We start from the raw sequence: 22,705 nt of genomic DNA on the forward strand, positions 1-22,705 counted from the left end.
ACCCCGACGACTTCCGATAGATACGCCCATGTCCTCCGCTTTTGGCGCCGAAACGGTGCTTGAGGTCCGTCATTGGACCGATGCCTACTTCAGCTTCACCCTCACCCGCGACAGCGGTTTCCGCTTCGAGAACGGCCAGTTCGTGATGATCGGCCTGGAAACCGAGGCGCGGCCGCTGCTGCGCGCGTATTCCATCGCCAGCGCCAACTGGGAAGAGCATCTGGAGTTCTTCAGCATCAAGGTGCAGGACGGCCCGCTGACCTCGCGCCTGCAGCACATCAAGCCGGGTGACAAGGTGCTGGTCGGCAAGAAGCCCACCGGCACCCTGCTGATCAGCGATCTGCACCCCGGCAAGAACCTGTACCTGCTGGGCACCGGCACCGGCATGGCGCCGTGGCTGTCGGTCATCAAGGACCCGGAAACCTACGAGCGCTTCGAGAAGGTGATCCTCTGCCACGGCGTGCGCTACGAAAAGGACCTCGCCTACCGCGACTACTTCGAGAAGGAACTGCGTGAGCATGAGTTCCTGGGCGAGATGATCGGCGACAAGCTGCTGTACTACCCGGCCGTCACCCGCGAGCCGTTCGCCAACCAGGGCCGCCTGACCCAGCTGATGGAAAGCGGCGAGATGCAGCGCACCCTCGGCCTGCCGGAGCTGAGCCCGGAGAACGACCGCGCGATGATCTGCGGCAGCCCGCAGATGCTGGCCGACCTGCGCAGCGTGCTCGATGCCCGTGGCTTCCAGGTCTCGCCGCGTATCGGCCAGCCGGGCCACTACGTGTTCGAACGCGCCTTCGTCGAGAAATAAACAAAAAAAGGGGACGGAGGGGATTAAGTCGTTTGTGCACAAACGACTTAATCCCCTCCGTCCCCTTTTTGGGTTCATCTCACAGCAGCGCTTCGATCTCGCCGCGCAGCTGCTCCGGCTTGGTGGTGGGCGCATGCCGCGACACCACCTGCCCCTGGCGGTCGACCAGGAACTTGCTGAAATTCCACTTGATGCGGGCGCTACCCAGCAGGCCGCGCTTCTCGCGTGACAGCCATGCCCACAACGGATCAGCCCCCTCGCCGTTGACCTCGATCTTCTCCGACAGCGGGAAGCTGACCGGGTAGTCCAGCGAACAGAACTGGCGGATCTGCGCGGCGTCGCCGGGCTCCTGTGCACCGAACTGGTTGCATGGGAACCCGATCACCACCAGGCCACGCTCGCGATACTCCTGCCACAGCTGTTCCAGCCCGGTGTACTGCGGGGTGAAGCCACAGCGGCTGGCGACATTGACCAGCAGCATCGGGTGCCCCTGGTACCGGGCCAGGGCCTGCGGCTGGCCGTCGAGGTCGCGGAAGCTGAAGTCGTAGGCAGTGGTCATGGCAGCGGGCCGTGGGCGGTGAATGCATGGTACCCGCGCCCGGCCCCGGCAACATGCCTTTTGACACAAGTGCGGGCGCCGCCGGCCGGGTTACCCTCGGGCCCTTGTTTGCCTTACCGGAGTTCCTACCTTGACCACTCGCCTTGCCCTTGCCGTGGCCATGTCCCTCGGCCTTGCCCTGCCCGCCTTCTCGGCCGGCGCCGCCACCCCGGCTGCCAGCACCAATGCCCAGCAGGCCAACCCGTTCTTCGCCGAAAGCCCGCTGCCGCTGCATTTCCCGCAGTTCGACAAGATCAAGGACAGCGACTTCGCCCCGGCCTTCGACGCCGGCATGGCGCAGCAGCTGAAGGAAGTGGAGGCGATCGCCAACAACAAGGCCAAGCCGACCTTCGACAACACCATCATCGCCCTGGAAAAGAGCGGTGACATCCTCGACCGTGCGACCACCGTGTTCTTCAGCCTGGTAGGCGCCGATACCAACGACACCCGCAAGAAGCTGCAGGCCGACTACTCGGCGAAGTTCGCCGCGCACAGCGATGCGATCGCGCTGAACGGCAAGCTGTTCGCCCGCATCCAGGCGCTGTACGACACCCGCAGCCAGCTGGGCCTGGACGCCGAAGGCGTGCGCCTGGTCGAGAAGTACTACGACAACTACGTGCGCGCCGGCGCCAAGCTGTCCGAGGCTGACAAGGCCACGCTGAAGGAGATGAACGCCGAGCTGGCCAACCTGGGCACCAAGTTCAGCCAGAACGTGCAGTCGGAAGTGAACGCTTCGGCGATCACCGTCGACGACGTCAAGGAGCTGGACGGCCTGTCCAAGGAGCAGATCGCTGCCGCCGCCGAAGCCGCCAAGGCCCGTGGCCTGGAAGGCAAGTACGTGATCACCCTGCTCAACACCACCGGCCAGCCGCCGCTGACCAACCTGGCCAACCGCGCCCTGCGCCAGAAGATCTACGAAGCCTCGACCACCCGCGGCAGCCGCGGCGGTGAGTTCGACAACACCGCGCTGGTCTCGCGCATCATGCAGCTGCGTGCCGACAAGGCCAAGCTGATGGGCTTCCCGAACTTCGCCGCCTACAACCTGACCAACCAGACCGCCAAGACCCCGGAAGCGGTCAACGCAATGCTCGGCAAGCTGGCTCCGGCCGCCGTGGCCAACGCCAAGCGCGAAGCCGCCGATCTGCAGGCGATGATCGACAAGGAACAGAAGGCCGCGCGCAAGCCGACCTTCCAGCTGGAACCGTGGGACTGGGCCTTCTACAGCGAGAAGGTGCGCCAGGCCAAGTACAACTTCGACGAGTCGCAGCTGAAGCCGTACTTCGAGATGAAGAACGTGCTGGAGAACGGCGTGTTCTACGCCGCCGGCCAGGAATTCGGCCTGACCTTCAAGCAGCGCACCGACCTGCCGGTCTACCACGATGACGTCACCGTCTACGACGTGTTCGACGCTGACGGCAGCCAGCTGGCGATCTTCATCTTCGACCCGTATGCACGCGCCTCCAAGCGCGGCGGTGCGTGGATGAACTCCTACGTCTCGCAGTCCAAGCTGACCGGCTTCAAGCCGGTGGTCGCCAACCACCTGAACATCCCGAAGCCGCCGGCCGGCCAGCCGACCCTGCTGACCTGGGACGAGGTGAACACCACCTTCCACGAGTTCGGCCACGCCCTGCACGGCATGTTCTCCAACGTGAAGTACCCGTACTTCTCGGGCACCTCGGTGCCGCGTGACTTCGTCGAGTTCCCCTCGCAGGTCAACGAAATGTGGTCGGACAACCCGGTCATCCTGAAGAACTACGCCAAGCACTACCAGAATGGTTCGGCGATGCCGCAGGCACTGCTGGACAAGGTGCTGGCAGCGGCCAAGTTCAACCAGGGCTTCGCCACCACCGAGTACCTGGGCGCGGCCATGCTTGATCAGCGCTGGCACCAGATCGGCGCCGACCAGGTGCCGGCCGCCAAGGACGTGATGGCCTTCGAGCGCGCCGCGCTGGAGAAGGACGGCATCTACTACGCGCCGGTTCCGCCGCGCTACAAGACCCCGTACTTCAGCCACATCATGGGCGGCTACTCGGCCGGCTACTACGCCTACATCTGGTCGGAAGTGCTCGACGCCAACACCCAGAAGTGGTTCAAGGACAACGGCGGCCTGAGCCGCAAGAACGGCGACCACTTCCGCGCCACCCTGCTGTCCAAGGGCGGCAGCGTGGATGCCATGCAGCTGTTCCGCGATTTCGCCGGCCACGAGCCGCAGATCGAACCGCTGCTGGAAAAGCGTGGCCTGACCGGCGCCGGCAACTGATCGCCCGCGCGGTAGCCTGAAACGAAAACCGCCCGGAAGACCGGGCGGTTTTTTGTTGGCGCCATCCACGCATGGCGTGGATCTACTGGAGTGCGTCATGTGTGGATCGATGATGCCGGGGTTCGTGGCGCGAATGGATCGTACCGACCAACGATCGGCACCCACCAGTAGATCCACGCCATGCGTGGATGCTCTCCGGTCACCGCCGAAACAGTCGCTCCCACCACCGCCCTTTCGGCGTACCGGGCGTGGCAGCGGCAGTCGATGCGATATCCGGGTGCGCTGCCACGAACTCCGCCAGCTGTGCCGCCGCGGCCTCCGCATACAGCATCGCGCCATCCGGCGCGCAGTTCAGCAGATTGCTCAAGCTGGTCGATGCATTGAGATCCATCGGGTTCGGCTCGACCACCTCGCTGCCCTCCAGCAGTCCACAGCCCTTGGCGATGGCATCATCGACAACACGCCAGAAAACGACCAGGCGTCCATCGGAGAACAGCTCCTCCAGGCGCGCAGCCAGTGCGCTGTCCACTGCATGATCAGCGCGTAACTGCTTCAGCCGGGCATGCGTGATGAACACGCCACCACCATAGTTTTCACGTAGATGGTTGCCGGCGGCAGCATCCGCCCACTGCAACGGCACCAGTTGCCGCCAGTCCGCGAAATAGCGGGCGACCACCGGATCGTCGATGAAAAACGAAAGGGCGCTCCCGCGGAGATAGTGATACTGCCGAAGGTGGCCGGCCACGATCGCCAGGTACAAAGCGTGCCCCTTCTCGAAAGGCATTTCTGCGCTGATCGAGCGAGCCTCCTCGATGCGCTCCTGCAGCTGCTCCATGTAGAACGGCTCGATCTGGAACCGCTGCTGCAGCTCGGCGACCAGCGCGCCATCCTCAAGCGCACGGAAATAAATGTCACGGATCTCGGATTCCGCAATCGGATGATAGGTGATGTCCCAACCCATGCTGCGATGCCTTCAGTGAAGCGGTGATGCCGCTGGTCGACAAGTTTAGCGCCCACGTCACCCCAGCCAGGCACAGCGCCGACAACGCTCGCGCATGACGTCAAGCGATGTCGCGTCTTCCACGATCCGCACCATCGGTCGCGCAGGGCAGAAGTGCAGCCTCAACGTGGCGCCACGTACCCACCCGGCACGCCTTCCGGCGACAGCACCAGCTGCCACAGCTGCGCGTGCCGGCAACGGAAGGTGGCCATCGACCCGGCCAGGTAGAAGCGCCACATGCGCCGGAAGTGCTCGTCGTAGCGCGCATCCAGCCGCGGCCACGCCGCTTCCACGTTGCGCCGCCAGGCCTGCAGGGTCAGGTCGTAATCGGTGCCGAAGTTGTGCCAGTCCTCCAGCACGAAGCAGCCCTCGAACGCCTTGGTGATCTGCACCGCCGATGGCAGCATCGAGTTGGGAAAGATGTAGCGCGCGATCCACGGGTCGGTACGATGCCGCGAGATGTTGGTGCCGATGCTGTGCAGCAGCAGCAGGCCGCGCGGTGACAGGCAACGCCTGGCCACCTCGAAGAAGCTGGCGTAGTTCTTGTCGCCGACGTGCTCGAACATGCCGATCGAGAAGATCGCATCGAACGGCTCGTGCAGTTCGCGGTAGTCCTGCAGGCGGATCTCGATCGGCAGGCCGGCGCACAGTTCGCGGGCGAACTCGGCCTGCTCCTGCGAAATGGTCACGCCGACGCCACTGACACCGTAGCGCTCGGCGGCGAACTTCAGGGCTTCGCCCCAGCCACAGCCGATGTCCAGCACACGCTGCCCCGGGCGCAGGCCCAGCTTGCGGCAGACCAGGTCAAGCTTGGCTTCCTGCGCGGCGTCGAGATCGCCGGCATTGCGCCAGTAGCCACAGCTATAGACCAGGCGCTGGCCCAGCATGGCCTGGTAGAGATCATTGCCGAGGTCGTAGTGGCGGCGGCCCACCTCGTAGCTGCCCTGTCCCACCTGCAGGTTGAACAGGCGCGCCTTCAGTGCATCGGCCACTTCGCGCCAACCGTGCACCCGTTCGTCCAGGTGCGCCTGCATCAGGTGGACAAGGAAGTCGTCCAGGACGTTGGCATCCCACCAACCGTCCATGTAGCTCTCGCCGAGGCCAAGCGAGCCGTGCGCCATGACCCGCGCGAAGAAGCGCGGGTCATGAACCTGGATATCCTGTGGCTGGGTACCGCCGATGCGGACCCCGGCTTCCTGCAGCAGGCCGGCGACCCGCTCCTGCAACCCTGTATCCACGCCACCTCCTCGACTGCGGTCAACCGCGTGCGAACAGCTCCACGTAGTCCTTGGCCACGTGCGGCAACAGCACCGCCGCCGGTACATCGGCGGTCTGGGTGCCGTCCGAGTATGGACCCACCTGGTACGGCGGGAAAACAAAGCGCAGCGCGGTGATCTGCCCCTTGTCGTCGGTCAGCGGCTGGAACTGGCTGAAATTGTCGGCCTGCGGGCCGGTGCCGTCGGCAATCATTCGCGATGCGTTGCGCAGCGATTCCTGCAGCTGGGCCGGATCCATGTCCTCACCGCTGAGGCGGGTGGCCACGCGTTCACGCAGCTGGTCGGCGACGAAATCGCTGATCGCCTTCCAGCCCTTGGCATCGGCCACCAGCTTTTCGGCGCTGAGCATCTGCTGATGCTGCGGCAGCCACACGAATCGGGCCACCAGCGGTTCGCCATGGGCGCCACCGGTGTAGCGGCTGCCATCGGCACTGACCACCACCAGCTGCGGGGTTTCCAGCAGCTTCTCGAAGCTCAGCGACAGCTCGTACGGCATGGTCGGCTTGTCATTGCCCAGCCCGTCCAGCGCCTGTTGCAGGTCACTGCGCGCACTCGTCGCATAGCTCTGCAGGGCGCGGGCCAGGCCCGGGTAGCGGTCGATGCCGGCCGGGTAGCTGATACCCACCACTTCGCGCTCGTTGTTCTCGATCACGTCGCGCAGGTCCAGCGGCGCTTCCGTGGCCGGCGTTTCACCTGCGGCGGTGGCTTCGGCGGCGGGCGCCGCGTCGGTCGCCGGTGCCGGCTCGCTTTCACGCTGGCAACCGGCCAGCAACAGCACGCCCACCACGCCGGCCAGCACGCTGCCGTGCAATGGCCGGTTGTTTCCAATCTTCATCGGGATCCCCTGTTCATGTTTGTACATCATCGCCTGCCATGGCTGAAGCGTGGCCCGCTGGCATTCAGCCAACGAGCAGGTCGTGGTACTCCTCATGCCGCTGCAGGAAGGCCTCGGCGTAGGAACACGCCGGCACCACCTTGTACTTCTGCTCACGGGCAAAACGCAGCGCCACACGGGTCAGCTCACCGGCGATGCCTCGGCCGGCAATCGGCTCGGGCACCTCGGTATGCGTGATGACCATGCGCCTGCGTTTGATCTGGTAGTCCAGCACCGCCAGCTGTCCGCGCACACGGGCGGTGAAGCGATGGTTGGCCAGGTCGTGTTCGACCTCGTAGGCCAGACCGGGGGGCGTGACCGAAGCCATGGAACTGTCTCCTGCGGCGACTGCGTGGATGGTGCGCAGCCGGGCGCCATGATCGCGTGAAGCCTGAACAGGGGCAAGTCCGTTCCATTCACGTCAGTTTGCGACCCTCAAGCTGGAGCGCTGGCGGCCGCTATCGCCTGTGGAGGGGTACGGCCAGGCTGGCACGGCCCTTGCGACCGTTGATCATGCGCACCACCGCGGAGGCTCCGATGCACCCCAGCGATTCCCATTCAGATACCGACCGCGCCCTGCTGGAGGGCCTGCTGCAACTGGCGGTGGAGGGGCAGACCCAGGACCAGGATTTCCAGCGCATCGGCGAAGAAGTGTTCGCCCGCCTGCTGGATACCTACGGTCAGCAGCCCACGCTCTGAAACAGCGGGGGCGGATCGCTGCCGATCCGCCCCGCTCCCGTCATCAACCGCCGCCGAGGCGGAAGGTCGGGTTGGAGAGTTCGCGCAGGAAGTGAGTGAAGATGCTCGGCTGCATGGCCAGCATGAAGATCACGCCGAACGCCGCGCCTGCCAGGTGCGCGCTGTGGTTGATGCGGTCACCGCCGCGCTTGTCCATCCAGATGCTGTAGCCGACGTAGAACGCGGCGTAGACGATGGCCGGCGCCGGGATGAAGAACACCAGGATGATCGACCACGGCTTGATCAGGATGAAGGCGAACAGCACCGCCGACACCGCACCGGACGCACCCAGGCTGAGGTAGTTCGGGTTCTTCTGGTTCTTCAGGTAGCTGGGCAGGATCGAGACCAGCAGCGCACCGATGTAGAACGCCGGGTAGGTCAGGTAGCTGCCGGTCAGCTGCACCATCACGCTCTCGATGAATCCCCCGAAGAAGAACAGGGTGATCATGTTGAAGATCAGGTGCGACCAGTCGGCGTGGATGAAGCCATAGGTCACCAGCCGGTCGTACTGGCGGTGACGGTCGATGGCCGGCGGCCACAGGATCAGGCGGTCGGCCAGCTTGCGGTTGTTGAACGCCATCCACGAAAGGATGGCGGTGATGGCGATCAACAGCAGATTGACGGGGGTCATGTCAGGCTCAGGCGCTACGGTAGTTGTCGACCATACGATAGCGTTTCGCATACCAACCGAAGGCCAACGCCGCGACGAAGGCGAAACCGGCGAAGAAGAACATCAGGAACGCCGCCTCGCTCAGGCCCGTACTGGCGATCTTGTGGGTCACCGCATCGTTGCGCACCGCCGCGTTGGACAGCAGCACCCACAGGTTGCCGATGGTGGTGGTCAGGTTCCAGAAGCTCATCACCACGCCCTTCATCGCCTGCGGCGCCTGGCTGTAGGCGAACTCCAGGCCGGTGGCCGAGACCAGCACCTCACCGAAGGTCAGCAGCGCATACGGCAGCATCTGCCAGAAGATCGACATGGCGTTGCCCCCGTCCATCACCACCTGGATGCCGCCGACCACGATCCAGGCCAGACCGCTGAAGGCGATGCCGGCGGTCATGCGGCGCAGCGCGGTCGGCTCGAAGCCGAAGCGGCGCAGGGCCGGGTACAGCACCAGGTTGTTGAACGGAATCAGGATCATCACCAGCAGCGGGTTCAGTGCCTGCATCTGCGAGGCGGTGAACCAGCTCGGCATCTGCATCTGCTGGCCCTGCAGGACCCAGGTCGAGGCCTTCTGGTCGAACAGCGAGAAAAACGGCGTGGTCAGCGCGAAGATCACCAGCACCCGCAGCACCGAGCGCACGCCTTCGACGGCTTCGGCCGGATGCTGACCACGGGCGCGATCGAGCTGCAGCCAAGTGCCACCGCCGATACCGGCCAGGATCGATACCAGCGCCAGGCACAGGCAGATGACAATGCCCAACGAGCCAACCAAGCCGAACGAGGCCACTGCCAGCACCAGGCCGAGCACGGCGATCACCAGGCCCGGACGGCCCTGGCCGGCCACGCGCGTGGTCAGTGCGGTACGCACCACGTTGGCGAACGAATGCGGATCCTTCGGCGGCAGCGGCACCAGCACGTAGCGCTTGCGGCCCAGCCAGAACACGAAGGTGGCGATGAACATCAGGATGCCCGGGATGCCGAACGCCCACTGCGGGCCCCAGTTCTTCAGCACCAGCGGGATCAGCAGCGAGGCGAACAGCGAGCCGAAGTTGATGATCCAGTAGAAGGCGTCGAAGACGATCTTGGCCAGGTGCTTGTTGCTCTGGTCGAACTGGTCGCCCATGAACGAGGCCACCAGCGGCTTGATGCCACCGGCACCGAGCGCGATCAGGCCCAGGCCGAGGAAGAAGCCCTCGCGGCTGTTCTCGAACAGCGCCAGGCACAGGTGGCCGGCACAGTAGACCAGGCTGAACCAGAGAATGGTGTGGTACTTGCCGAAGAACCTGTCGGCCAGCCAGCCTCCGAGCAGCGGGAAGAAATACACGCCGATCATGAAGCTGTGCATGATGTCCTTGGCTTCACCGGCACGGCCTTCCGCAGTGATTTCCTGCAGCAGCAGCGAGGTGATCAGGAACTGCACCAGGATGTTGCGCATCCCGTAGAAACTGAACCGCTCGCAGGCCTCATTGCCGATGATGTACGGGATCTGGCGCGGCATCTTTCCCTGGCCGGCGATGGGGGCAACTGCGTCGTGGCTCATCCTGTAAGGCAATCCTGCAAAGCGAAAGGCGCAAGATTACCGGAAGCAGGGCTTGCGAAGCACGCTGCAGGGCTGCATGACAACGGTGCCAATCCATGGCAGGCAGCGACACTCCGTGCCGGAAGTCACGGCACCTGCACGACAAAAGCGTAAACTTATCGTTATGCGCCCCCTCGCCCCCGCCCGTCTCCTGCTCAGTTGCCTGGTGCTGCTGATGGCGTTGCAGGCACAGGCGCGGCCGCAGGCAACGGCCACCGCCGCCAGCGAGAGCGAGCCCCGGCAACTCACCGTGGCCGCGCTGGAACTGCCCAGCCGCGATGACGCGCAATGGAAGTTGCGCCGTGAGCAGGTCGCACAGTTGCTGACCGATCTGCAGCCGGACGTGATCTCGGTGCAGCAGGTGCTGCAGCAGCAGGGCCGCAATCCGGCCTGCTGGCTGGCCAGCCGGCTGCGCTACAGCTGCGACTTCGTTACCGCCGATCCGCCCAGCCAGCCGTTGCGGCATGGCAACGCGATGCTGACCCGGCTGCCGGTCAGCGAGGATGGCGTGACCCTGCTGCACCCACCCGGCACCTTCAGCGCCGCCGGCATGATGCGGCTGAAGCTGGGCGAGGCACTGGTCAACATCTATGTGGCACGGCTGCGCCCGGACCCGGACGAGGCCACCGCCCGCCAGCATCAGACCAGCGACCTGATGACCTGGATCGGCGCCACCGCCGAGGGCATGCCCAGCCTGATCGCCGGCGATTTCTCCGCCAACACGGTGGAACTGGTGCGCAGTACGCCCGGCTTCCAGCCGGCCCGGCGCAATCCCGGCGGCCGCGCCGAGGCGCCTGCGGCCAGTGGCGGTGGCAGCAGTGGCCATGGCCTGGATGTGCTGTTCCAGGTCAAGCACTTCGGCGGCATCCGCCAGCAGCCGATCCTGCTGCCAGCCGACGGCGACCTGCCCGGCCTGCGCCTGGGCGTGATGGCCACCCTGCGGCTGCAGGGCGCGGAATAGGTAGTGCCGGCCGCTGGCCGGCTCCTCGGGTACCACACGATTGCCGGCCAGCGGCCGGCACTACCGAATGACTCCTGCAACAGAAAAGGCCGGGGTCTCCCCCGGCCTTCTCAGTTCATCCCGTTACCGCGATCAGGCGATCGCTTCCTGGTAACGGCGCTCGACTTCGTTCCAGTCGATGACGTTGAAGAACGCGCCGATGTATTCCGGACGACGGTTCTGGTACTTCAGGTAGTACGCGTGTTCCCACACGTCCAGGCCGAGGATGGGGGTGTTGCCTTCCATCAGCGGGCTGTCCTGGTTGCCGGTGCTCTCGACCACGACCTTCTTGTCCGGGGTCACGCTCAGCCACGCCCAGCCGCTGCCGAAACGGGTCAGCGCCGCCTTGGTGAAGGCGTCCTTGAACTTGTCGAAGCCGCCCAGGTCCTTGTCGATGGCCTTGGCCACGTCGCCCACCGGGTTGCCGCCAGCATTCGGAGCCATCACGGTCCAGAACAGCGAGTGGTTGGCATGGCCGCCACCATTGTTGCGCACCGGACCCTGCAGGTTCTCCGGCAGCGACTTGAGCTTCTTCACCAGTTCTTCGACCGGCAGGTCAGCGTACTCGGTGCCTTCCAGCGCCGCGTTGACGTTGTTGATGTAGGTCTGGTGATGCTTGGTGTGATGGATTTCCATCGTCGCCGCATCGATATGCGGTTCCAGCGCGTCGTAGGCGTAGGACAGCTTGGGCAGGGTATAGGCCATGATGCATCTCCTGATTGCGAGGGCACCCGACGGTGTCGGGCGTTGCGCGGTGAATGATGGGGACAGACCACCAGATTACCAAGGGGGATGTAAAGGAAATTGCGTCCTGCCAGTGAGCATGACGGCAATTGTTACGCAGCAGTGACGCGACGGCGTCCTCATGCACCGTGCAGCGCACAGGCGCTACAGTGCCCGCACCACCCTCGCCCGCCCCTGCTCATGCGCAACCCCCGGCTGCTGATCACCGCCATCGCCCTGCTGCTGCTCGGCCTGGTCGTCAACCATTTCATGCAGCGCCCACCGGCGCCGCAGTTCGCGCCGGACCTGCAGGGTGCGCCTGCCGCGCGCGCGCCGGCCACGGCCACGCCCGCAACCGACAACGACAGCGGCCTGCCCGCATTCCTGCCCGCCGAAGCCCGGCAGACCATCGCCCTGATCCAGCGTGGCGGCCCGTTCCCGCACCGCCAGGACGGCAGCACCTTCGGCAACCGCGAGCAGCAGCTGCCGCAGCGCCCGCGCGGCTACTACCGCGAATACACCGTCGACACCCCCGGTGCGCGTACCCGCGGCACGCGCCGCATCGTCACCGGTGGCGATCCGCCGGAGGCGTGGTACTACACCGACGACCACTACACATCGTTCCGCAGCTTCACCGTACCGGCCCAGGGAGCGCAGCAATGAGCCACGATGATTTCGGCCTCGGCCTGCATGACATCAACAATGCCGGCGTCTACGCCATCGACAGCGACGACATCGGCGCACTGGCCGCTGCGATGCGCGATGCCGGGCTGAAGGTGATCCGCATCGACCTGGAAGGCGTGGCCGACAAGCGCACCCTGCTGGCCCGGCTGGCCGCGCAACTGGATTTCCCTGCCGGCTTCGGCGGCAACTGGGATGCGCTGTCGGACAACCTGCGCGACCTGCAGTGGCTTCCGGCCAACGGCTACGCGCTGTTCCTGGCCGACGTGGACACGTTGCGCGCCTCCACGCAGAAGGATTTCGACACGTTGCTGGACGTAATGGACGAAGCCAGCCGCGACTGGGTTGGCCGCGACGTGCCGTTCTGGGTGTTCCTGTCGCAGAGCGCGTAAGCGCAATGCCGTGGTAGATGCCGACCTTGGTCGGCGCTTCTGTGCCAACCAAGGTTGGCACCTACCAAAGCGCGGGCCGGCCAGCAGGTTGGCGGAGACGTGCCGTTCTGGGTGTTTCTGTCGCAGAGCGCGTGAGGTCACCACCCAGGTAGAGGCCGACCTTGGTCGGCGCTTCTGTGCCAACCAAGGTTGGCACCTACCAAAGCGCGAGCCGGCCAGCAGGTTGGCGGAGACGTGCCGTTCTGGATGTTTCTGTCGCAGAGCGCGTGAGGTCACCACCCAGGTAGAGGCCGACCTTGGTCGGCGCACGTGCATCCGGTAGATGCCGACCTCGGTCGGCGCACGTGCATCCGGTAGATGCCGACCTCGGTCGGCGCACGTGCATCCGGTAGATGCCGACCTCGGTCGGCGCGTCTGTGCCAACCAAGGTTGGCACCTACCAAAGCGCGAGCCGGCCAGTGGGTTGGCGGAGACCTGCCGTTCTGGATGTTTCTGTCGCAGAGCGCGTGAGGTCATCGCCCAGGTAGAGGCCGACCTTGGTCGGCGCTTCTGTGCCAACCAAGGTTGGCACCTACCAAAGCGCGCCAGCATGGCCGTCACATCCCGCGATGGGTCCATCGAAAAGTCCCCTTGTTGTTCAAGGGGGCGCGCCAACGGCGCGGGGATAAGGAAACATGCGTGGACAACGGGAGCCGTTAGCGGCTCCCGTTATCTTCCTGCAGCTCTTTCTTGAACGGGATGTCCGGCGGCGGTCGTGCCACCGCTGGCTGGTCCTGCATGTTCGGATTGGTCAGGCCACAGCCACCACCGGCCTGCAGGATCGAGATCACGCAGGAGATCTTCGTGCTGGTACCCGGCAATGGAATCTCCATCGCCTTGACGCCCTTGCGCACCCATTCGGCCAGCAGCGATTCCTGCGGCACCCAGTACTTGTCGAACGAAGTGGGCGTGTAGTCGTACGGCGGTCGCTTCAACCAGGTGCCCGATTGCGCGATGCGTTCCTTGCTCCAGCCGTCGTTGGCGCCACCTGGCGCACCGCGCTCGGCACGCCCCTCGCCTTCCTGGCCCGGCACGCGGACGCTGCCATCGGCATTGAACAGGCCACTGCCCTTGCCGCTGGTACTGGCCTGGCGGGCGCCCTTGTCGGCGCCGTCCTGGTTGCGGCTCGATGCCCCCCAGTCATCGCCCTTGGCGGGCGTGGCCCAGTTGCCCGGATTGGGGGCCGGGCGCGCTCCAGCCTGGGCCGGGGTCGTGCTGGATGCAGCAGGCCGCGCAGCGCTGCTGCTCGCCTGCGTCGCGCTGCCACTGGCTGCCGGCGCGGGCGTTGCCGCGGGTGCATTGCCACTGGAAGACGAAGGGGCTGCCGCCGGTGCCGAGGCTACTTCGCGCTCGCGCACCTGTACGTCACGACCCGCCGGCGCATGCACTGCCGGTTCACGACCGGCGACGGTCGCCATCCGCACCTGCGGATCGACCACCGCCTGCACTTCACGCTCGCGCACCTGTACGTCCCGCTGCGGCACGCGCACCTGCACATCGGCCGTGCGCAGTGGCTGCGACACCGCCGGTGCATCGACCGTACTGACTTCGCGCTCCTGCACCGGGATGTCACGCAGCTGCGGCGTCCGCACCGCGATCTGCGGCGCACGCATCACGGTTGGGGTTGGCGGCGCCTGCACCGGCTGCACGCTGCGCTCGCGCACCGTGGGTGTGGTGTCACGCGGCACGATGCTGACCTCGGTGCGCGGCACGCTGACCGGCGGCACCACGAAATCCGTGCTGGCCTGCGCCACTTCGGTGGCCTGCACCGGCGACGGTGGCGGGGCCGCAAGCGGGGCCGGCTCGGCTTCGGCCGGCGGCGACGGCACGCTGGCTGCCGGTGCTGGAGCCGGTGCAGGCGCAGGCGCCGACGCGGCCGCAGGTCGCGGCTCAGGTGCAGTCGCGGCCCCTGCTGCCTGGCCGGCGGCAACCTGGCCGGCCGGTGCAGCCGCAGCCGCCTCGGCACCCGGCTGATCGCCTCCGCCCTCCTGGGAGGCGCGGCCGACGAATTCCACCTGCACACGCTCGCCTTCGGCGCCCCCTGCTTCCGGTGCCGTGGTGCGGATCACCGCAACCCACAGCAGCAGCATGAAGAACAGCAGGTGCAGCAGCGCGCTGGCCAACGCCGAGGTCCAGCGCATCCAGCGCTGATCGCGCGGCGCAGCATCCCAGTCCTGCCAGAACAACCGGCGCAGCGCCTGCCACGGCGACAGCCGGGGTGATTGGCCCGGCGCTCCAGGCAGCGGGCGCGGCAGCAATACCGCAATCACTTCGCGGGCGTGGAACGGCCGCGGCAGCGGGCCTAGCGAGCGCAGCCACAGCGCCCAGCCATAGGGCAGGCGCGTGGACTTCTCGAGGACGGCGCGTGGCTGCTGGCGGGCCAGCAGCAGTTCGATGAGTTGCTCGGCCCGGGTCAGAGGCACGCGTCAGCGGTCAGGCGACGTTGCCGCGCGGGATATACGGCGCGTGGCCGCTGTCATGGTCGGTCGCGTCGCGCACGGCGGTCACGCCCGGCACACGGCCCATCAGGGTCTTCTCGATGCCCTGCTTGAGCGTCACGTCGGCCATGCCACAGCCCTGGCAGCCACCACCGAAGCGAAGCAGCACCACGCCGTCGGACGAGACTTCCTGCACGGCCACCTTGCCACCATGCGAGGCCAGCTGCGGATTGACTTCGTTTTCCACCACCCAGTGCACGCGCTCGACCAGCGAAGCGGCATCGCCGGGGGCCTCACCCTTGATGCGCGGCGCCTTGATGGTCAACTGCTGGGTACCGGCGGTGCCGGCGACGATGTCGATCTCGGCGCCATCGAGCCAGCCGACACTGCTCGCATCGACGTAGAGGGTGAAGCCATCGCAGTCCACCGCCCACTCGTCACCGAGCAGGTCGGTCGGTTCGGCGAATTCCAGCCTGGCATCGGCGCGCGGCGTACCAGGGTCGACGGCACTCAGGCGCACGCCCATGCCGGGCACGCCCTCGCGTTCGATCAACTTGCGGAAATGGGTCTGGGCAGTGTCGGAGATCTGGATCATCAGGCTATTCTAGCCAAGTAAGCGTCAGCCGCTCATTCGATTTATACACCGTCCGGCGCATTGTTCAGTCAACACGAGGTGGAGATTCCCATGGCCGACCTGATTCCACTGGCCCAGGCCCGTTGCGTGCCGCGCAAAGGCAGCGACCACAAGCTCGGCGAAGCCCGCCTGGCCGAACTGCTGCCGCAGATTCCCGGCTGGGAGCTGAGCGAGGGCGGGCAGGCCCTGTTGCGCACTTTCCGCTTCAAGGATTACTACGCCACCATGGCCTTCGTGAACGCGCTGGCCTGGATTGCCCACCGCGAGGACCACCATCCGGACCTGGGCGTGCACTACGACCGCGCGGTCGTGCGCTTCTCCACCCACGATGTGGGCGGCCTGAGCGAGAACGACTTCATCTGTGCGGCGAAGACTTCGGCCCTGACGGAGCAACTGCCATGAACGTACGTTTGCTGAGCCTGTCCCTGATCGCTGCGACCGGCCTGGCCGGCTGTGGCGCGTCCGAACCAGCGGCACCACCACCGCCGCCGCCCACCGAAGTGGCTGCGGTGAAGACACCGCCGCCGCAGTACCCGCTTGAGCTGGCCTGCATGGGTGTGGGCGGCACCAGCACCTTCAAGGTGACCATCGGCACCGATGGCAAGCCGAGCGAAGTGGCTCTGCTGACCGGCGCCGGCAACCCCCAGCTGGACGAGCTGGCCAGGACCGCCGTGCAGGGCTGGCAGTTCAATGCCGCCACCCGCAACGGCCAGCCGGTGCCGGCCACGATCCAGGTGCCGGTGAGCTTCAACCCGCCGCAGCCGAAGCCGGACCAGTGCTTCGCCATCGAAGAACGCCTGCGCCGCGGCGGCTGATCGCGCGCGCCCCGACGAGGCCAGCCGACGCCCGCCTCGCCCTCCCCGCCCCGCGTTCATCCGGGGCGGTTGTCTGTTGACCAGGACCGCGTCGGTACATGCTGCAGATTCCCCCCGAAAATGTCTGGATCGCACTGGCGGTCACCCTCGCGGCCGGCCTGGCCACCGCCATCGGCAGCCTGCTGGTGCTGTTCTCGCGCCGCCCCAACCCGCGCCTGCTGGCCTTCGGCCTGGCCTTCGCCGGCGGTGCGATGGTCTATGTGTCGCTGTCGGAGATCCTCAACAAGTCCATTGCCTCGTTCGCACTGGCCTATGGCGAGCGCACCGGCTTCACCTACGGCACTCTGGCCTTCCTGCTGGGCGTGATCGTGATCGTGCTGATCGACCACTTCATCCCCAACCCGCATGACAGCCTGGACAAGCAGGACCCGGCGTTCCGCGAGAACAGCCGCGAGTATCTGAAGCGCGTCGCCCTGCTGACCTCGATCGCGATCACCGCGCACAACTTCCCGGAAGGGTTGGCAACCTTCTTCGCGACGCTGGAAAGCCCGTCGGTGGGCATGCCACTGGCCTTCGCCATCGCCATCCACAACATCCCCGAGGGCATTGCGATTGCAGTGCCGGTGTACTTCGCCACCCAGAACAAGCTGTATGCATTCAGCGCCAGCCTGCTGTCAGGCTTGGCCGAACCGGTAGGCGCGGCGCTGGGCTACTGGCTGCTGTCCGGGTCGCTGTCGCACGCCACCTTCGGCTGGGTGTTCGGGCTGATCGCCGGCGTGATGGTGTTCCTGGCACTGGACGAGCTGCTGCCGGCGGCCAAGCGCTATGCCAAGGGCCACGAAACGGTGTACGGGCTGGTGGCGGGCATGGGCACGCTGGCGATCAGCCTGGTGCTGTTCAAGTGGTGAGGGGTTTGCGGCCAACGGGCTGAGCCCCCTCGTGGCTGGTACGTCCCGCAGCATCGAGAGGTCACGGGCGGGGGCGGCTTGCAGGGGACGCCGTGAATCCATCCATGGAGGCTTGGCCGCCGCATCCATGCGGCGGACACCCCTGCAAGCCGCCCCCGCCCGTGCCCCGTCATTTTTCTGTGCGTGCCAGCCACGCGATGAAAGAATAAGAAAGCGAAGCCCGCGCTGCGCGCGCGAGTCGAGCGTCGCTCGACTCTACAAAGGCTACGTGCGGGTATGGGTCTACGCTGCGGCTGTCTGGTCCGCCTAGCCGAGCACCGCAGGTCCGGCGAGCGTGAAGAGGCGCGGGTGTCTGAGCGCAGCGAGTTCCGCGCCGCCCCTCGGCGGACCGAGGAGCGCAGGGCACCGGCGCGCAGCGCCGGCTCGCGGATGGCGGCGTGTTTCTTTGGTTACTTTCTTTGCACGAGCAAAGAAAGTGACAAGCCCACTCATCGCAGGGAAGCGACGGCGCCGACCAAGCACCCGGCGCCGCCGAACCGCCGTCAGCGCAGCCGGTCCAGCGCCTCGACCAGCTCATCGGCCAGCGGCGCGTTCAGCACGTACGGGCTCTTGCCGTCGTCCAGCGCGAACTCCAGCGAGGCCGCGTGCAGGAACAGACGCTTCAGCCCGATCTGCTCACGAAGCCGCTTGTTGACCGCAGGATCGCCGTATTTGTCGTCTCCAGCCACCGGATGCCCCAGATGCTGGGCATGCACGCGGATCTGGTGGGTACGGCCGGTCTCGATGCGGACTTCGCAGTAGGAATGACCACCGCGACGCTCCAGCACACGGAAGTGGCTGATCGATTCCTTGCCGATCGCATTGACCTGCACATGGCGCTCGCCGCCCTGGCGCAGGCCCACGTGCAGCGGCGCATCGACCGTCATCACGCCGTCCGGCATGCGCCCGGCCAGCAGGGTCAGGTAGCGCTTGCGGATGCCGGCGCCGTGATCTTCACGCAGCAGCGCCTGCAGTTCGCTCAGCGCGGAGCGCTTCTTGGCCACGATCAGCAGGCCCGAGGTGTCTCGATCCAACCGGTGGACCAGCTCGAGGGTCTGGCCTGGGCGCAGGGCCCGCAGGGTCTCGATGGCACCGAAACTGATGCCGCTGCCGCCATGGCTGGCCACGCCAGTGGGCTTGTTCAGGGCCAGCAGGCGGGCATCCTCGAAGACGATGGCCTGCTCCAGGCGGCGCATGAACGCCTCCGGCGGACCGGCCTTGTCTCCCTCTTCGGTGAGACGGACCGGCGGCACACGCACCTCATCACCCGCCTCGAGCTTGCGTTCGGCCTTGGCGCGGCCACCATTCACCCGTACCTGGCCGCTGCGCACCAGCTTGTAGACCAGGCTGCGCGGGGCACCCTTCAGCTGGCCGAGCAGGAAGTTGTCCAGGCGCTGGCCGGCACGGTCGGCGGGAACGGTGATCATGCGCACGGAAGGCTTGTCGCCAGCGGGTTTGGTGGGGTCTTGGGCAGTCATCAGGCTGTTTATTCTGTTACACTCGGGGGGCGAGATAAGGGATTGATTTCGTTGGAAGTTACTCAGGGCCAGAAGCCCAGCTTCCGACGAATCCGGCACAGTGCGCGACCACCGCCCGCGGGGCGGCCATGTTAGCGGCTCACCGGCCTTCCCGGCCATCGCCGGATGCCTGACACGCAACCGTGCTGAACATGTCCCGCGTGGCGCTCCAGCCTGGCTGACAGCTGCCTGCGGCCTGTAACACCCCAAAACCCATAAGAGTGAAGCGCTCCCGCGGCCTGCCGTGGTGTCGTAGCGCTGGAAACCCAAGCCGCCCTCCCCGCGCTTGCGCGAATGGGCGGCGAACCGTGTCCAGAGGCGAAACCCCATGGCGTTCCGCGCGGTAGCCGCTTGCGAGGAACGCAACAATGAAGCGAATGCTGATCAACGCCACGCAGGCTGAAGAGCTGCGTGTTGCCATCGTGGATGGCCAGTCGTTGTATGACATCGACATCGAGCAGCCGTCGAAGGAACAGAAGAAGTCCAACATCTACAAGGGCCGGATCTTCCGCATCGAGCCCTCGCTGGAAGCGGCCTTCGTTGAATACGGTGGCGGCCGCCATGGCTTCCTGCCGCTGAAGGAAATCTCCCGCGATTACTTCCAGGCCGGTGTCGACCACAACAAGGCCGGCATCCGCGAACTGCTGAAGGAAGGCCAGGAGATCGTTGTCCAGGTCGACAAGGAAGAGCGTGGCAACAAGGGCGCCGCCCTGACCACGTTCATCTCGCTGGCCGGCCGCTACATGGTGCTGATGCCGAACTCGCCCAGCGCCGGCGGTGTCTCCCGTCGCATCGAGGGCGAAGACCGGGCCGCCCTGAAGGACGCCCTGGACAAGCTGAACATCCCCGACGACATGGGCGTGATCATCCGTACCGCCGGCGTCGGCCGCGATGCGGAAGAGCTGCAGTGGGATCTGGATTACCTGCTCAACGTCTGGCGCGCCATCGCCGAAGCCGCATTGAGCAAGCCGGCCCCGTTCCTGATCTACCAGGAATCGCGCCTGATCGTGCGCGCCCTGCGTGACTACCTGCGCGCCGACATCGGCGAGATCCTGGTGGACACCGAGGAGATGTACGAGCACGCCCGCGAGTTCATGCAGCAGGTGATGCCGCAGACCCTGCGCAAGCTCAAGCATTACAAGGACGACATCCCGCTGTTCAACCGCTTCCAGATCGAATCGCAGATCGAAGGCGCCTACGAGCGCAACGTGCGCCTGCCGTCGGGCGGCTCGATCGTGGTCGACCAGACCGAAGCGCTGACCGCCGTCGACGTGAACTCCTCGCGCGCCACCAAGGGCAGCGACATCGAGGACACCGCCTTCCAGACCAACCTGGAAGCGGCCGAGGAAGTGGCCCGCCAGCTGCGCCTGCGTGACCTGGGCGGCCTGGTGGTGATCGATTTCATCGACATGGCCTCCAACAAGCACCAGCGTGAGGTCGAGAACCGCCTGGCCAACGCGCTGAAGTACGACCGTGCGCGCGTGCAGGTCGGCCGCATCTCGCGCTTCGGCCTGCTGGAAATGAGCCGCCAGCGCCTGCGCCCGAGCCTGGGCGAATCGAGCCAGATCGTCTGCCCGCGTTGCGACGGCCACGGCCGCATGCGCAGCGTCGAGTCGCTGTCGCTGTCGATCATCCGCGTCGCCGAAGAGCATGCGATGAAGGAGAACACCGGGCAGGTGCTGGTGCAGGCCCCGGTGGAGATCGCCAATTACCTGCTGAACGAGAAGCGCAGCGCCCTGCGCGAGATCGAACAGCGCCACGAGGCGCCGATCGTGATCGTCGCCGACGAGCAGCTGCACACCCCGCACTACACCGTCACCCGCCTGCGTGAGAACGAGCTGGGTGAAGAGAGCAACAAGCCCAGCTACCAGCGCGGCACCCCGCGCAAGCTGCCGGTGCACGCGCTGACCAAGGGTCAGCTGAACATCCCGCCGCCGGCGGTGACCCAGGTCAAGCACACCTCCCCCGCCCCGGTACGCGAGGAAGTGGAGCCGGCCGCAGCGGCACCGGCCCCGGTCGTGGCAGCGCCGGTTGCAGCGGCCCCGAGCGGCGGCGTGATCGGTTGGCTCAAGCGCGTGTTCGGTGGCGAACCGGCGCCGGCACCGGCACCGGCGGCTCCGGTCGCCCGCCAGCAGCAGGACGGCGGCCGCAAGGACCGCAACAAGGATCGCAACAAGGACCGCAAGGACCGTCGCGACGACAACCGTGGCAACGGCGGCAACGGCAACGCGCAGCAGCAGAAGGACGGCGGCAACCGCAAGGAGCGCGGTGAGCAACGCAGCAAGGACGGCCGCAACGGTAACAACGGCAATGCCCAGCAGCAGCCGCAGCAGGGCAAGCAGAAGGAGCCGCAGCAGAAGGATGGCCAGCAGCAGCCGCAGCAGCAGAACAAGCCGCGCAACGAGCAGCAGGGCCAGAACCCGCAGCAGCCGAAGCTGAAGCAGCCGAAGCAGCCGCGCCCGCAGCAGGACGGTGACAAGCCGGCCGAGAAGCCGCAGCGCAACGCCGCAGAAGCACCGGCCGAAGCCGTGACCGCGGCTGCAGCCGTGGCCGCCACGGCGGTCGCTGCCAATGCGGTGACCGCGCAGGAAGCGACCGCGCCGGTTGCTCCGGTGGCCGCCGCTCCGGCGGAAGCCGCAGCACCGGTCGACACGACTGCCAACACCGCCAGCGAGGCCGAGGTGGTTGCGGTTGCCGGTGAAGAGGCTGCAACCGACGCCAATGGCGAGCAGACCGGCGAAGGCGCGACCCGCCGTCGTCGCGGCCGTCGCGGTGGCCGTCGCCGTCGTCGCGGTGGCGCCGAGAATGCCGCCGGCAGCGACGCCCTGGGCGATGACCAGGACGATGGTGACGACGGTGACGACGCCGACGGCGCCGAGCCGAGCGTCGACAGCACTGCCGGCACTGCGCCGGTCGCTGCTGCGCAGCCGGCCCGTTCGCAGCCGGAGTTCGACTTCGATGACGAAGCCGAACCGGCCGCTGCCGACGCCGCAAAGCCGGTCCGTGCTGCCGCCGCTGTTGCCGCCGCACCGGTTGCCGTGGTGAGCAGCGCTGTGGTCGAAGCCGCCGCCCCGGTCGTGGCTGAAGTGCAGGCCCCGGTCGAAGCTGCTGCGAAGACCGAAGCGGTGTCCTCGCCGGTGCAGACCAGCATGCTCGATGCCATCGACGCCGCGACCCCGGCCCAGCCGGTAGCCGCTGCCGCGCCGGTGACCGAAGCAAAGCCGGTCGCGGTTGAAGCCGCCCCGGTGGTTGAAGCCGCTCCGGTGATCGAAGCGAAGCCGGCGGCGGTCGAGGCTGCGCCGGTGGTTGAAGCCAAGCCGGTGGCCGTTGAGGCCGCACCGGTGGTTGAAGCCAAGCCGGTGGCCGTTGAGGCCGCGCCGGTGGTTGAAGCCAAGCCGGTGGCCGTTGAGGCCACGCCGGTGGTTGAAGCCAAGCCGGTCGTCGAGCCCGTCGTGGCCGCCGAACAGTCGGTCGCTCCGGTGGCGGTGGAAGCCGCGCCGATCGAGGCCGCTGCCCCGGTCGCCGAAGCGGTGGTGACGCCGTCGATCGACCCGGTCGCCGATGGCCATGCCGACGCTGCGGCCCAGGCCGCAGAAGCCAAGACCGATGAAGAAGACGAAGAGGCCGCCAAGCGCACGCCGCCGGCGAACTGATCGCTCCTTGATCGCGTGAAACGAAACGGCGGGGATCAATGATCCCCGCCGTTTTTGTGTGTGCGTTT

At 66.5% G+C, this 22,705-nt stretch carries 21 protein-coding genes; 10 read left to right on the top strand and 11 right to left on the bottom strand.

The window, feature by feature from the left end:
* The first annotated feature begins 28 nt into the window (after positions 1 to 28).
* A complete protein-coding gene (locus ACZK2R_RS15035; protein ID WP_046984352.1) occupies positions 29 to 808 on the top strand; it encodes a ferredoxin--NADP reductase in 780 nt (259 codons plus the stop codon).
* A 79-nt stretch (positions 809 to 887) separates the two neighbouring features.
* Here ACZK2R_RS15035 and ACZK2R_RS15040 read toward each other — a convergent pair whose 3' ends face one another.
* The gene (locus ACZK2R_RS15040) at positions 888 to 1,367 is read right to left on the bottom strand and encodes a glutathione peroxidase (RefSeq protein ID WP_125895484.1); all 480 of its coding nucleotides are present in this window, start codon (positions 1,365 to 1,367) and stop codon (positions 888 to 890) included.
* 130 nt (positions 1,368 to 1,497) lie between these two features.
* On the opposite strand from ACZK2R_RS15040, the gene ACZK2R_RS15045 reads away from it, so the two are divergent.
* Positions 1,498 to 3,666: a M3 family metallopeptidase gene (locus ACZK2R_RS15045; RefSeq protein ID WP_125895483.1), complete on the top strand. Its 2,169-nt coding sequence runs from the start codon at positions 1,498 to 1,500 to the stop codon at positions 3,664 to 3,666.
* 199 nt (positions 3,667 to 3,865) lie between these two features.
* Here ACZK2R_RS15045 and ACZK2R_RS15050 read toward each other — a convergent pair whose 3' ends face one another.
* The 4 genes from ACZK2R_RS15050 to ACZK2R_RS15065 form a co-directional block, all read right to left on the bottom strand.
* Positions 3,866 to 4,627, bottom strand: a complete 762-nt coding sequence (locus ACZK2R_RS15050) for a hypothetical protein (RefSeq protein ID WP_180837504.1) — start codon at positions 4,625 to 4,627, stop codon at positions 3,866 to 3,868.
* A gap of 161 nt (positions 4,628 to 4,788) precedes the next feature.
* Complete coding sequence (gene cfa, locus ACZK2R_RS15055; RefSeq protein WP_125895481.1) at positions 4,789 to 5,904, bottom strand: cyclopropane fatty acyl phospholipid synthase; 1,116 nt, start codon at positions 5,902 to 5,904, stop codon at positions 4,789 to 4,791.
* 19 nt (positions 5,905 to 5,923) lie between these two features.
* Positions 5,924 to 6,805, bottom strand: coding sequence for a DUF3298 and DUF4163 domain-containing protein (locus tag ACZK2R_RS15060; RefSeq protein ID WP_071229774.1), 882 nt, complete (start codon positions 6,803 to 6,805; stop codon positions 5,924 to 5,926).
* Positions 6,806 to 6,842: 37 nt separating this feature from the next.
* Positions 6,843 to 7,145: a GNAT family N-acetyltransferase gene (locus ACZK2R_RS15065; RefSeq protein WP_006455911.1), complete on the bottom strand. Its 303-nt coding sequence runs from the start codon at positions 7,143 to 7,145 to the stop codon at positions 6,843 to 6,845.
* Positions 7,146 to 7,354: 209 nt separating this feature from the next.
* On the opposite strand from ACZK2R_RS15065, the gene ACZK2R_RS15070 reads away from it, so the two are divergent.
* Entirely contained in the window at positions 7,355 to 7,516 is a 162-nt protein-coding gene (locus tag ACZK2R_RS15070) for a hypothetical protein (protein WP_165929939.1), read from the top strand.
* Positions 7,517 to 7,559: 43 nt separating this feature from the next.
* On the opposite strand, the gene ACZK2R_RS15075 is transcribed toward ACZK2R_RS15070, so the two are convergent.
* A complete protein-coding gene (locus ACZK2R_RS15075; protein WP_010486760.1) occupies positions 7,560 to 8,186 on the bottom strand; it encodes a rhomboid family intramembrane serine protease in 627 nt (208 codons plus the stop codon).
* A gap of 7 nt (positions 8,187 to 8,193) precedes the next feature.
* Positions 8,194 to 9,759, bottom strand: coding sequence for a POT-type proton-dependent oligopeptide transporter (locus ACZK2R_RS15080; RefSeq protein ID WP_032129657.1), 1,566 nt, complete (start codon positions 9,757 to 9,759; stop codon positions 8,194 to 8,196).
* Between the two features lie 163 nt (positions 9,760 to 9,922).
* On the opposite strand from ACZK2R_RS15080, the gene ACZK2R_RS15085 reads away from it, so the two are divergent.
* Positions 9,923 to 10,759 carry an endonuclease/exonuclease/phosphatase family protein gene (locus ACZK2R_RS15085; protein WP_125895480.1) on the top strand — a complete coding sequence of 279 codons (837 nt, stop codon included), beginning with the start codon at positions 9,923 to 9,925 and terminating at the stop codon, positions 10,757 to 10,759.
* A 132-nt stretch (positions 10,760 to 10,891) separates the two neighbouring features.
* On the opposite strand, the gene ACZK2R_RS15090 is transcribed toward ACZK2R_RS15085, so the two are convergent.
* Entirely contained in the window at positions 10,892 to 11,503 is a 612-nt protein-coding gene (locus ACZK2R_RS15090) for a superoxide dismutase (RefSeq protein ID WP_005410310.1), read from the bottom strand.
* 219 nt (positions 11,504 to 11,722) lie between these two features.
* Between ACZK2R_RS15090 and ACZK2R_RS15095 the strand changes: the two genes are divergently transcribed.
* The gene (locus tag ACZK2R_RS15095) at positions 11,723 to 12,184 is read left to right on the top strand and encodes a guanyl-specific ribonuclease (protein WP_125895479.1); all 462 of its coding nucleotides are present in this window, start codon (positions 11,723 to 11,725) and stop codon (positions 12,182 to 12,184) included.
* A complete protein-coding gene (locus tag ACZK2R_RS15100) occupies positions 12,181 to 12,594 on the top strand; it encodes a barstar family protein (RefSeq protein WP_032129660.1) in 414 nt (137 codons plus the stop codon). Before ACZK2R_RS15095 ends, ACZK2R_RS15100 begins: the two co-directional genes overlap by 4 nt.
* Positions 12,595 to 13,289: 695 nt before the next feature.
* On the opposite strand, the gene ACZK2R_RS15105 is transcribed toward ACZK2R_RS15100, so the two are convergent.
* Together ACZK2R_RS15105 and ACZK2R_RS15110 are read right to left on the bottom strand one after the other, a co-directional pair.
* A complete protein-coding gene (locus tag ACZK2R_RS15105; protein WP_125895478.1) occupies positions 13,290 to 15,056 on the bottom strand; it encodes a hypothetical protein in 1,767 nt (588 codons plus the stop codon).
* A gap of 10 nt (positions 15,057 to 15,066) precedes the next feature.
* The gene (locus ACZK2R_RS15110; protein WP_125895477.1) at positions 15,067 to 15,666 is read right to left on the bottom strand and encodes an NfuA family Fe-S biogenesis protein; all 600 of its coding nucleotides are present in this window, start codon (positions 15,664 to 15,666) and stop codon (positions 15,067 to 15,069) included.
* A 90-nt stretch (positions 15,667 to 15,756) separates the two neighbouring features.
* On the opposite strand from ACZK2R_RS15110, the gene ACZK2R_RS15115 reads away from it, so the two are divergent.
* The 3 genes from ACZK2R_RS15115 (at position 15,757) to zupT (ending at position 17,428) form a co-directional block, all read left to right on the top strand.
* Positions 15,757 to 16,107 carry a 4a-hydroxytetrahydrobiopterin dehydratase gene (locus tag ACZK2R_RS15115; protein ID WP_100440645.1) on the top strand — a complete coding sequence of 117 codons (351 nt, stop codon included), beginning with the start codon at positions 15,757 to 15,759 and terminating at the stop codon, positions 16,105 to 16,107.
* Positions 16,104 to 16,520: an energy transducer TonB gene (locus ACZK2R_RS15120; RefSeq protein ID WP_032129663.1), complete on the top strand. Its 417-nt coding sequence runs from the start codon at positions 16,104 to 16,106 to the stop codon at positions 16,518 to 16,520. The genes ACZK2R_RS15115 and ACZK2R_RS15120 overlap by 4 nt, the downstream gene beginning before the upstream one ends.
* Before the next feature lie 98 nt (positions 16,521 to 16,618).
* Positions 16,619 to 17,428, top strand: a complete 810-nt coding sequence (zupT, locus tag ACZK2R_RS15125) for a zinc transporter ZupT (RefSeq protein ID WP_049399991.1) — start codon at positions 16,619 to 16,621, stop codon at positions 17,426 to 17,428.
* Positions 17,429 to 17,970: 542 nt separating this feature from the next.
* Here zupT and ACZK2R_RS15130 read toward each other — a convergent pair.
* A complete protein-coding gene (locus ACZK2R_RS15130) occupies positions 17,971 to 18,945 on the bottom strand; it encodes an RluA family pseudouridine synthase (protein ID WP_049401092.1) in 975 nt (324 codons plus the stop codon).
* A 407-nt stretch (positions 18,946 to 19,352) separates the two neighbouring features.
* On the opposite strand from ACZK2R_RS15130, the gene rne reads away from it, so the two are divergent.
* Positions 19,353 to 22,637: a ribonuclease E gene (gene rne / locus ACZK2R_RS15135; protein ID WP_125894419.1), complete on the top strand. Its 3,285-nt coding sequence runs from the start codon at positions 19,353 to 19,355 to the stop codon at positions 22,635 to 22,637.
* The last annotated feature ends 68 nt before the right edge of the window (positions 22,638 to 22,705 follow it).

It is taken from the genome of Stenotrophomonas sp. 96582_Sma, from assembly GCF_056480905.1.